Source organism: Jiulongibacter sp. NS-SX5 (genome assembly GCF_052828545.1).
Window position 1 is genome coordinate 3,371,265 of the sequence record NZ_CM128248.1, and the last position, 12,033, is coordinate 3,383,297.

Sequence of the window (12,033 nt, forward strand, 5' to 3'; positions counted from 1 at the left end):
AAGTTCTCCCATCAATCACATCCCCAAAGCCCTTCTGCGGGGTTCAGCTCTTCGGCTTGAAATTGAATTTCAATAGGTTGTGAAGACTGGGCTCCCGAAACAGAAGAAGTCTGAATGATATTTCCTGTAATGTGACCTTTGAGAGTGGTACCTCTTAAGCTCAAATCCATTATAAGGTTTGTGGGTGAAGGGCTGGGCTTATCTTCAGCATCAAGACCTGCAGGTGCGTTATAAATGATATTAGGCGACTGACCAATCACGAGCCATTCGCCTTCATTTCCTTTATCCTGAACTAACTTTGTGCTGAATCTGGTGCCGGAAACTGGCAAATCGGAAAGGTTAAAAATCAAATTGAAAAATACGTCGGCATTACTGTCATTCGATAATTCGACTGTAACTTTTCCGGGGAAACTTGTTTCATTGAAATTGGCTTCATTGCCCACAAAAGCTTTACCGCCAATAACTACATTCCAATTGCAGTAGCAATTGCCTACTTCCAGGAAAGTAGTGTCGCTGGCCGTAGGGTCCGCTTCTGAGGTAGCTATAATCAGGTATGTTCCGTTCTCTTCCGGAGCGGTAAACTCTCCATTGACTCCGATGGCCACATTTTCGTTAGTTTCATTGAAGGCTTGCCAGGTAACAGTTTTGTTTTGGTCAGAGACCAAAGCCTGAAAAAGTCGTTTGTCTCCTGTTTCTAGGCAGCCGAAGTCGTCAGAGAAAATTTCTACCGTCACTCCACTTTTTATCTGTAATGTTTTCAGCCTTCTCTCAGCAAACTCAGATCCTCTGATACATCGATTTGAGAGGTGTTCTACTGTTAATATGTAAGGGTATTTGCTTTCGTCTTTCGGGGTGAGGTGCAGTAGGTTTTGCACTCCGGCAAAGGGTGTTCCGTCGCTCTCAAAATTGAGCATTTGCACAGAACCTTCATCAGCTTCGGCTTTAATGTTTTTCTCAAAAGCATCATTGAGGAGCACTTTCACAGGTAGAGATTCTCCGGGAGTAACATTAACCGAACCAGATGGGTCTGTATTGATTTGAACCGGCTTTATTTTAAGGGCAGTGGATTTTTTGGCCGTATTTCCGGCAAAGAACGCAGACCGTAAACCTACTTCAAGGCCGGCTTCGCCGGTTTTTCTCGGGTACACATAGCCTTCGTTTCCTTTTAATTCAAAGGCTTCACCTGTCAGTTTTGCATATAAGTATTTATAGTCATTGATAGGTACCAGACACGACTTTGGTTCAACTTTAAACGTTTCACCATCTAAATGCCCGGAGCCGGCAAGGTTATCAAGCTGCTTACCCGTAAAAGCAGTGGTGATATTGAAGGCATTATCACGTGTTGCATTTATATGCTTAACACCAGTTTCTTTGAATTGGATTTTTGAGGCGGCTAGTCCTCCAGCCTGAAAAACAGTTTCCCAAATGGTGCGGTCTAGGCTCCATCCTTTGGTTTTGACTGTAACCGTGGCTTTTTCATATCGAAGTGGATCACAGGCGAGCTCTTCCAGCAAAGCCGTGCTGTCTATTTGATAATTGAAGCCACTGAAGCTTGTAAAATTAGTTTGATACAAACCCTCATACACTTTTTTATAGGCAAACACCAATGCACCGGTAGCTCCTGATAGTCCTCCCAGGGCCGGCACAAAACCTGAAAGGATTAATGCATCTGAAGTTTTTTGGAGTCTCACCCCTTTTTTATGACCAGTTTTTGGGTTTGAATCCAGATATTTAAAGGCATCAGCAGCTATCCGCATCTGTCTTCCTATTTCTTCAGGAGTTAGCCCTTCGCAGCCTTTGGCCATTACGCCACCAGGTCTTTTTCTGATGGCTTTATCGTCAAATTCGTCTACCAGTAATTCTTTAAATCCTACATGAGCCAGCAGACGGTTCGTAAGGTCAATGGTGGCCTCGTTAGATATACTGCCCTCAATCAGAGGCTCTTCTGAGTTCAATAGTTTGTGAACTGAAAAATTGGCCTCTTCACCTTCCAGTAAGGCATAGGAAAGGGCAAAGGGTAATAGCTCAGCACTGAGGTTATTCAGGTCGCCTTTGACGTCTTCTGGTTGATAGCCTAAAAATCGAATTCGCTTATCAATCATTTGAATGAGCCGTGTCACTACATTTTCTAAATATCCATCTGCTTTGGGTAATTCTTTGATGCTGATGAGGATATCCTGGCAGTTGAGTACTGTCTCATTTTTTGAAAATTGAAGGCCAATTTCTCCAGCGGATAAAGGATCGGAAAAATTAAATGGAGCAATCAAATAAGGTCTGTTAGCAGAGTCTAACTCTATCATCATGAATGCATCGGTAGGTGTCTCATTCATCAAAAAGTCTACCCGGATGTCATTTGCCGGAAGTCCCTGTGGTAAGCTCAAGAAAATCGAGTCCGAAGGAAAAACAGATTTGTTGATTACTTCAATCGGTTGACAATCATTCAGAGGCTCAGCTACTGGATCATTGCGGTCTTTTTCGCAGCTAACCAAAGTAAGACAGAAGAATAGAGTTGATATCAGAAGTTTCTTGAATGTCATTTTGCTAAGCATTTGATAAAATGGATATTTTGTTCGGGCCTCAATTACATCCTCCGGTTTCGGCTTTAAAAACAGCACCTGTTTCAGTGGAGAATCCCGGGTTTAAATGGATATGAGAAGCTGCATATCTGACATCTGCAGTGGTCCCGATCTGGTTACTGGCTGTGATATACCCTGTGCTTTGATGAGCTTCATAAATCTCAGTGCCTGAAGCAATATCATCAACTGTACTTTCTAATAAGATCATGGTAGGGCATATACATTCACCCAGGCCGGTATCGCAGAATTGTTCAAAAGGATTTATCAAATCGGTGTTACCCGGAAAAATATTCCACCGAATCGTCCCCCTAAGTGCACATAAGCTGCTAAGGTTAGCGTCAAAACAGCCCTCCAGTTCATTATTTCCTAATTGTAATTGGTTGATAGCGGGCAAGCTGCCTAACGATGGAGGAATAGTTCCTGAAATCTGATTACTCTGAGCATTGAATTGCTCCAGACTTGTTAAGCCATCAAAAATATCGGGCAAAGGACCTTCCAATTCATTATTATAAAGTAGTAGATACTTGAGGTTTGAAAGGTTTTCAAAGCTTGAGGGTATAGAGCCTGTGAGATGGTTAAGTTGTAAACTTAATTTAGTTAAGGTGAGTACACCCCCGATTGAAGAGGGAATAGATCCGGTCAAATCATTATTGTAGAGCTCAATGGTCGTTAGATTACTCAGGTCGCCAATAGAAGAAGGAATACTACCCCCTAGATTATTATTCTGTAGCCGAATTTCTTTGAGCTGAGTAAGGCCACCAAGTGTGGTTGGTAGGCTTCCTGTTAAGTTGTTCTGCTGCAAGTTGATTTTGGTTACCCTGTAGAAGCCTCCAACTATTTCGGCAGAAATACCGGTTACTCCGGCATAACTACAGGGATTGCTACCGGGTTGATTAAAGAAGTTGAGGATTTTGTCCCATCCATCATCGTTAAACCAGGAGCTACCATTTGTAGTATTATAAAAGCTGGTAAGTACACCTACATCACCAGGGTGACATTGAGCAAAACTTAGATAGCTTAGGAATAAGAGTAATATTGTTTTTTTCATAGCAGAGGCTTTACCCTTAGTGTTCTCTTAGGTCTACAGGTTAACATTGAATGAAGATTTTTTTATCTGAGACTTCTTTAGTTGGCTTTGTAAAAACCTGAAGATTAGAAATTGGTCGACTATCCTCTTTTAACAGGGTAAGAATGGTATGGTTTAGTCGGTTTTCTCATTTAAATTGTGGCCACTAATTATTAATAACCAACCCTGTATGAAAAAGACCAACCATTTAGCGGTGCTGACTCTAGCACTTTGTTTTGCATTAATTAGCTCATTTAAGGCTTTTGCCAGAGACTTCTATCAAATTAAGATTTACTCAATAAGCTCTTCTGAGCAAGAAAAAGTCATTGATCAATACCTGGAACATGCTTATCTGCCGGCATTGCACAGACAAGGAATAGAAAGTGTGGGAGTGCTGAAACCAAGAACTGAAACAGATGACGCGGGTAAGAAAATTTATGTGCTAGTTCCGTTGACTTCTATGGATCAGGTGCTTGAGATTGAAGAGAAGCTTGCCAGTGATCAGATTTATCAGAAAGCTGGAGCTGCCTATATCAATGCTCCGCATGATAAGGCTCCCTTTGATAGAATTGAGTCGATTATTTTAAGAGCTTTTGTGGATGCTCCGCAAATGAATTTGCCAAAGCTTAACGGACCAAAGTCTGAACGTTTTTACGAACTAAGAAGCTATGAAGGTCCTACCGAGAAAAAGTATGTCAATAAGGTAGATATGTTTAATGCCGGTGGCGAAGTAGCTCTCTTTAGTGATCTGGATTTCAACGCTGTTTTTTATGGTGAAGTGATAAGTGGAAGCCATATGCCAAATCTGATGTACATGACCACTTTTGAGAATAGAGCCGATAGAGATGCACATTGGAAGAAGTTTGTGGATTCCCCGGTTTGGACAAAGCTCAAAAATGACCCGAATTATCAGAATAATGTATCAAAGAATACGCAGTATTATCTCTACCCTACAGAGTATTCTGATATCTAAACTCTAAGAATAAAACCCCTTTTAGAATAATTTTAACCTATTGAAACGAATGAAAAGAAAAGCAATTCTGCTATTGCAGGCCTGTTTGGTGGTATCCTTATCTCAAGCTCAGAATATCTCTGATTTTGAGAACCCTACAAACGAAGCTAAGCCACGTGTATGGTGGCATTGGATGAACGGGAATGTTACGAAAGATGGAATAAAGAACGATCTGGAATGGATGGAGGCCACTGGAATTGGCGGCTTTCAGAATTTCGATGCAAATCTTATGACTCCATCTGTGGTTAACCCAAAGCTGGTCTACATGACTCCTGAGTGGAAAGAGGCGTTTAAATACACGACAGATTTAGCCTCAGAAAAAGGTTTAGAAATGGCCATTGCCGGCTCTCCCGGCTGGAGTGTAACAGGTGGCCCCTGGGTAAAGCCTGAAGACGGTATGAAGAAGATTACCTGGTCTTTAACTCAGCTCTCTGGTGGCAGAAAAGTATCAATCGAGCTGCCGCTTCCTCCTGCAGCCACAGGTGCATATCTTGATGCTAATAAAACGGAAGAGTCTATCCTCGGTTCTAACGAGAAAAAGGAAGTGCCGGAGTATTATCAGGATGCATATATTATCGCTTACAAACTTCCGGAGAAAGAGAAAAATATGATGCTCTTTTCTCCAAAGATAACCTTAAGTGGAGGTGATTTTGATACTGGTTTTTTAACTGATGGAAAGCTCAATGAGTATCACGAGCTGCCGGCTATGGAGGTAGGGGAAGATATGTTCATTCAGTATGCATTTGATTCGCCACAGACGTTTAAAGCTTTTGCCGTAGCCGGATCTGCCGATGATCCATTGGCTCAGTTTAACGGCGTGCCGTTAAATCGATCACTGAAAGTGTCTGATGATGGTGTAAACTTTAGGGAGGTCGTGAAGCTTTCTGGAAGTTATGTTCCTTTAAACACTGTGGCTATACCGCCTACCACTGCCAAGTACTGGAGAATGTGTTTTGAAACCTTGGAGCCTACCGTAAACCCAATGCTCGCCATGATGGGAATGGGCCCTGGTAAACCAAAAGGAACGAAAGTAGCAGAATTTATTCTCTTCAATACTACAAGAATAGATCAGATAGAAGACAAGGCTGGTTTTAGTCCTTGGACTGAGGTAGGTTTAGTAGATGGCTATGCCAATGAAGAGTCCATATTGTCAGAGGATGTTATTGACCTTACCGCTAATTTCTCGAATGGTTTTTTGAATTGGGAAGCTCCAGAAGGAACATGGGAGGTGATGCGTTTGGGGTATTCCCTTACAGGAAGAGAGAATCACCCTGCCTCGCCTGAGGCTACTGGACTAGAGGTTGATAAATTGGATGAAGATGCCGTAAGGAGGTATATCAATAACTATTTAGATCAATATAAGGATGCCACGGGTGACCAATTGGGAGCAAACGGACTTGGCTTCATGATCTTGGATAGTTATGAGGCTGGTCATATGAACTGGACGCATGACTTTGCCGATGAGTTTGAATCAAGAAGAGGATACCCCATTGCCAAATGGACTCCAGTTCTTACGGGTAGAGTGGTGAATTCAACAGCCGAGAGTGAGAAATTCCTATGGGATTTTAGAAAAACCATAGGGGAGATGATTGTGGAAAATCATTATGAAGTCATAGGTGAGGAGCTACATAAGAGAGGAATGAAACGCTACACAGAATCTCATGAAAACAAGCGTATTTTCCTGGCGGATGGTATGGATGTAAAGAAAAAGGCAGACATTCCTATGTCAGCCATGTGGACTCCGGGTTCACTGGCTCCCGGACCAGATGAAGAGGTGAGAAGCGAGGCTGATATTCGTGAAGCCGCTTCAGTAGCTCATATTTTTGGCAAACCTTACGTGGCAGCCGAATCTATGACTTCCGTAAGGAAATCATTTCAAGAACATCCTGAAGTACTCAAAAGAACCGCCGATTTAGAATTAGCTTCAGGGCTGAATCGTTTTGTGATTCACACTTCAGTACATCAGCCCTTAGATAGAGGTCCAGGCTTCTCACTTGGGCCATTCGGTCAGTATTTTTCACGTTTAGAAACCTGGAGTGGTGCTGGTGCACAGGCATGGATAGGTTACCTCGGTAGAAGTAGCTACATGATGCAGCAAGGCAAGAATGTTGCCGATATACTGTACTACTATGGTGAGAATACAAATATCACCTGGGTATGTCGCGAGTCCCTTCCGACTTTGCCAAATGGCCTGGAGTTTGATTTTGTGAACGCTTCAATTTTGAAAGAGAATATTTCATCTCAAAATGGACTTTTGATAGCACCTTCCGGTGCAGAATATAAGGCCTTGGTGCTCGATGAAAGTGCAAGAGAGATGACGCTTCCAGTCCTTCAAAAAATTGCTGAACTACAGAAAGCCGGCGTTAAAATCGCAGGTACGGCACCTGAATTCTCGCCAAGCCTTTCAGATGATAGTGAGGAGTTTAAAAAGTTAGCAGCCAGTGTAGCAGGAAAAATGGTCAAACTGGAGGACTTGGGTTTAAATCCGGATGTAACATTTGAAGGCACTTCTAATGAGATTCTTTTCAGACACAGAAAATCTGATCAGAAAGACATTTACTGGTTGAATAATAGAAGCCATGAAAGTACGACTGCTATTGCCAGTTTTAATGTAGGCGGCAAAGTGCCTAAGCTTTGGAATGCCGAGGATGGTTCGGTAAAGACGCTCAGTTATTCAATCAAAAATGGACGTACAGAAGTGCCTGTTTCATTTGATCCTTGGGGAGCATATTTCATAGTTTTTGAAGGGGAATCAAGTACTGATAATTTCTATGTAGAATCATTAAAAGTGGTGGATGAAAAAGAGATTGAAGGTATCTGGCAGGTAGAGTTTGATGGCGAAACTCATGAAATGGAAGAATTGGTATCTTGGGCAGAGTCTGAATTAACAAAGCATTTCTCTGGTACTGCTATTTATCGTATTTCTTTCGACCAAAGTAAAGCTATTAAAAAGGGTGAGTCTTATGTATTGGAAATTGAATCATTGAGCAATCTGGCCGAGGTAAAATTAAATGGGAAGTCACTAGGTGTGATTTGGCATAAGCCTTATCAAATTGATTTGACAACCGCATTGAAAAAAGGTGAAAACCAATTAGAGATTCACGTTACCAATTCTTGGGTCAATAAATTGGTAGGCGACGCCTCTAAAAAAAGGGATGAAAAGGAAACCTTTACCACTATGCCGTTTTACAGAGAAAATTCTCCTTTAGAAGATTCAGGTATTATAGGTTCGGTTATTCTTAAAAAGAAGATGTGATTTGATTGAATTTTGAGGGATTCTGATACGTTATTGACTCATATAGAGAAGGTTTGCTTCGCAATTCGGAGATTCGCCCTCTCAATTTAGGAAGTGATAGAATGTGGTACTATTATCCATATTTCACAACCTATATTTGCCAAGTTTATTCAACAAAAAAGCACATTGATTAATGAAGTTTTCTAATTGGGGTAAGTTTATACTTGTTCTGGTTTTTTCGTCTTTTATTTTTTCTTTCAGCTCTCAGTCCGACTTTTTTGAGCCAGATCTTTCCTTAGATTCATACGTGGTTGAAGATGGTTTTGAGCTCAGTATCATAGCATCGGAGCCTCATTTTTCGGCACCCGTGGCCATGGATTTTGATGATAGAGGAAGAATGTGGGTGGTAGAGATGAGAGGGTATATGCCGAACCTCGAAGGGATAGGTGAAGAGGTACCCAATGGCCGAATCACTATCTTAGAGGATTTAGATAATGATGGTAAGATAGACCACTCTAAAGTCTTTTTAGATGAGCTGGTTTTACCTAGAGCCATTGCTCATGCTTATGGCGGCTTATTGTACACAGATGGCCCGGCTTTATATTTTGTCAAAATCAAGAAAAATGATAAGCCAGGAAAGCCTGTTTTGGTAGACCCAATTTATGCCGATGGTGGAAATGTGGAGCACCAGCCTAATGGTTTGATGCTTAACATAGACAACTGGATATATAATGCCAACACCAACTTCAGATATCGACTGAAAGACGGAGAATGGTTAAAAGAGCCAAGCTCTTACCGTGGGCAGTGGGGTATAACAAAAGATAACTTTGGTAGATTATATGTCAATAATAACTCTACCCAGCTGCAGGGAGATCATGTATTGCCGAATACATTAATCAGAAATGAATACTTTAAGCCAAGCTCATCTGTCAATCAGACTTTGACACGTAACCAGCGAGTATACCCTCTTCATGCCACAGCAGTAAACCGTGGTTACATGGATGGTGTTTTGGATGAGAAAGGGTACCTGGTAAATGTGACCGCTTCTTGTGGCCCATTGGTCTACAGAGGGGCTAACTTTCCTGCGGATTATGATCAGAATGTTTTTGTGAGTGTTCCGGAGGCCAATCTTATTAAGAGAAATATTCTAACGTTTTTACCTACTGAAACAGAAGCTGAGCAAGCTTGGGATGATAAGGAGTTTATTGCTTCTACAGATGAGGGCTTCAGACCTGTTAATCTTTTCAATGGCCCTGATGGTGCTATGTATATTGTAGATATGCATCGCGGAATTATTCAGCACAAAGCATTTATATCTCAATATTTGACCAAGCTTCTTGCTGAAAAGCAGTTGGACACTATGCAGAATCAAGGAAGAATCCTAAAGGTAATTCATAAGGATAAACCTCTGAATGCCTACCCGAATTTTGCTAAAGCGAAAAAGAAAGAGCTGGTGAGTTTATTGAGTCATCCAAATGGTTTTGTTAGAGATCGTGCTCAGCAAAAGTTGATTCAGAAGGACTCAAAATCTGTTCAAAAAGATTTGATTGCTTTAGCAAAGTCAGACGCAAAACCTCTTGGCTCTCTACATGCCTTATATACCTTAGAGGGTCTTGATTTGCTATCCTTTGATTTACTCAAAGAAATTCTTGAGGCCACCAGTAATGATGAGAAAATGGCTCATGTTTTAAGACTTTTTGAAGGGTTTGCTTCGGTTAGCAATTCATCAGAAATGGCTGGAATTATCAATTCTGTTTTAGCCGAAGAAAATGAGTTTTTAGATCTCTACGTGGCAATTTCTTTACAGCCATGGGTACAGGTATCGCCGGATATTTATTTACCAATTTTAGCCGAAATCGGGAAGAAGCATTCAAGAGATAAAGTGGTGTCTGAAGCCATCGTAAGTAGTATTGGAGGTCTTGAAAAGCGTTTTATGGATGAATATAAAACTACTGGAAGGCTGAAAAGAAATATTAAAAAGGCTATTGAGAGTAGAGATGACGAGAAGATGAATTCCATTTTTGTTCGTGAGTCTGGCAAAGATGATACGCGTACCAATGGACTTAAATTATTCAGAACGATCTGTGGGGCGTGTCATGGGGCTGATGGCTCAGGTATAGCCGGTCTGGCTCCTCCATTGACAAATTCTGAATATATCGATGGATCAATACAACGTTTAGCTTCCATCATTCTTCATGGTATCAGCGGACCGCTTCATGTAGGTGGTAAACTTTACGAGCTCAATAATGATATGCCGGGCTTGATCAATAATCCGGATATCACAGATCAGGATGTGGTAGACATAACGCATTTCCTTCAAAATGCATACGCTAAACAAGGTAAACGCATCTCTGTAGAAGAGGTGGCAAAACTTCGTCAGGAGCCGCCGGTCAATGGTGTGTACTCTGAGAAAGAATTGCTTGAAAACCGATTTGAGAAATAAGCCTTAACGCTTAGTTAATTTTGAGGTTAAACAGACTTAAAGGTCAGAAGGTATTTTTGAGATATCAGACTTTTAGGTTTTGCAGACATCTACTGTTGATTTTCTTAAAGATTTGTATTTGAATCGTGGTTTACAATTGTGTCCCGAAAGCGATGGAACACAGTTACAACACGCTCTGGCGACTTATCAGAATGCCCGTTTTGATGAAGCTGATCTTGAAGAAAGGGTTGCTGCATTTCTTCACGATATCGGTCATCTTCTCAATGGTAGAAATGAAGAAGCCGATCTGACAGATCATGATTTTATAGGTGGAGAATGGCTTCATAGTGTTGGCTTTCCGGGAAAAGTGGTAGCTTTAGTCACACATCATGAGAATGCTAAACGCTATGATCTTTACAAGAACGGAACGGATATCAGGAAATTAGGAAAGGGCCAGATGGAAGGAGGTGCAATGATTGAATCGCAGGCCCGAGCTTTTGAAATGATACCTTATTTTCATGAAGTGATGTCGCTTAGAGAATGGGATGCCACACCCTTAGAAATAGAACCAACCAGAAGTAATATGCATCTGGTTTTTAAAGAAATTGAAGAGCTATTAAACCTGGAATATGCGTAGTCTGAAAACTATCTTTTTGATTCTGATTTTTTCGGTAAGCCTGGCGGCTCAAAAAACTGAAAATGTAATTCTGATTACTTTAGACGGTGTTCGCTGGCAGGAAGTTTTCAAAGGTGCTGATCAACGTATACTCCATGACGAGGACTACACCGAAAATATTTCTTCTGTGGAGAGACAGTTCTGGAATGAATCTGCGGAAGTTCGTCGTGAAATGCTCATGCCCTTTCTCTGGACCTTGATCAAAGAAGAAGGTATAATCGTCGGGAATCGTGATCTGGGAAGTAAGGTGGATATCAAAAACAAGTATGGTTTCTCCTACCCGGGTTATAATGAAATATTGACTGGTTACCCTGATGAAGCCGTGGATTCTAATGATAAGAATTACAACAAGAACACCACTTTTTTAGAGTATCTGAATAATCAGGAAAAATATAAAGGCAGTGTTGCCGCTTTCTGTACATGGGATGTTTTTCCTTATATCATCAATGACAAAAGGAGTGGTTTGCCGGTAAGTGCGGCAGGTACTTTCAATACCCTTACCAATACTCTGGAAGAAAAGCTATTGGATGAAATAGAGCATACTGTGCCTAGTCTGGCCAGCGGTAGATTTGATTTTTTGACTTTTTACAGGGCTTTTGATTACCTCAAGACTAAATCTCCCAAAGTACTTTATATCGGCTTTGATGAAACCGATGAGTTTGCCCATGAGGCTAAATACAGAGAGTATCTTTATGCTATCGACACCATTGATAGCTATATAGGTCAGCTATGGGATTATTGCCAAAGTCATCCTGATTATAAGGACAAGACCACTATTTTAATTACTACCGATCACGGTAGAGGAGATGCTGATATTAGTCAATGGACAAGTCATGGCTCTCGTGTTCCAGATTGTGGTTCTATTTGGTATGCTGTTATTGGGCCAGACACTCCAGCGAATGGTGAAATAAATTTCGATCATCAGGATCATCAAAATCAAATAGCTGCTACGATAGCAAAACTACTCGGAGAAACATTCACGAATGGTCATGAGATAGGTAAACCACTTGATCTGGTTGTGAAGTAGTGCTTTTGTCATCGGATGA

At 41.2% G+C, this 12,033-nt stretch carries 7 protein-coding genes; 5 read left to right on the forward strand and 2 right to left on the reverse strand.

The features are described from left to right. Positions 1-11 precede the first annotated feature (11 nt). Both ACUXV0_RS14875 and ACUXV0_RS14880 read right to left on the reverse strand, forming a co-directional pair. On the reverse strand, positions 12-2,537 hold the full coding sequence (locus ACUXV0_RS14875; RefSeq protein WP_446190357.1) for a hypothetical protein: 2,526 nt from the start codon (positions 2,535-2,537) through the stop codon (positions 12-14). Positions 2,538-2,577: 40 nt separating this feature from the next. Beyond that, positions 2,578-3,624: a 3-coathanger stack domain-containing protein gene (locus tag ACUXV0_RS14880; RefSeq protein ID WP_446190358.1), complete on the reverse strand. Its 1,047-nt coding sequence runs from the start codon at positions 3,622-3,624 to the stop codon at positions 2,578-2,580. Between the two features lie 208 nt (positions 3,625-3,832). Between ACUXV0_RS14880 and ACUXV0_RS14885 the strand changes: the two genes are divergently transcribed. The 5 genes from ACUXV0_RS14885 (at position 3,833) to ACUXV0_RS14905 (ending at position 12,014) form a co-directional block, all read left to right on the forward strand. Continuing rightward, entirely contained in the window at positions 3,833-4,615 is a 783-nt protein-coding gene (locus ACUXV0_RS14885; protein ID WP_446190359.1) for an NIPSNAP family protein, read from the forward strand. A 49-nt stretch (positions 4,616-4,664) separates the two neighbouring features. Beyond that, on the forward strand, positions 4,665-7,910 hold the full coding sequence (locus ACUXV0_RS14890) for a glycosyl hydrolase (RefSeq protein WP_446190360.1): 3,246 nt from the start codon (positions 4,665-4,667) through the stop codon (positions 7,908-7,910). Between the two features lie 172 nt (positions 7,911-8,082). Further along, positions 8,083-10,332, forward strand: coding sequence for a DUF7133 domain-containing protein (locus ACUXV0_RS14895; RefSeq protein WP_446190361.1), 2,250 nt, complete (start codon positions 8,083-8,085; stop codon positions 10,330-10,332). Between the two features lie 79 nt (positions 10,333-10,411). Continuing rightward, positions 10,412-10,948, forward strand: coding sequence for an HDIG domain-containing metalloprotein (locus tag ACUXV0_RS14900; protein ID WP_446190362.1), 537 nt, complete (start codon positions 10,412-10,414; stop codon positions 10,946-10,948). After that, positions 10,941-12,014 (forward strand): alkaline phosphatase family protein, encoded by a 1,074-nt coding sequence (locus ACUXV0_RS14905; protein WP_446190363.1) that lies wholly within the window; start codon positions 10,941-10,943, stop codon positions 12,012-12,014. The genes ACUXV0_RS14900 and ACUXV0_RS14905 overlap by 8 nt, the downstream gene beginning before the upstream one ends. Positions 12,015-12,033 lie beyond the last annotated feature (19 nt).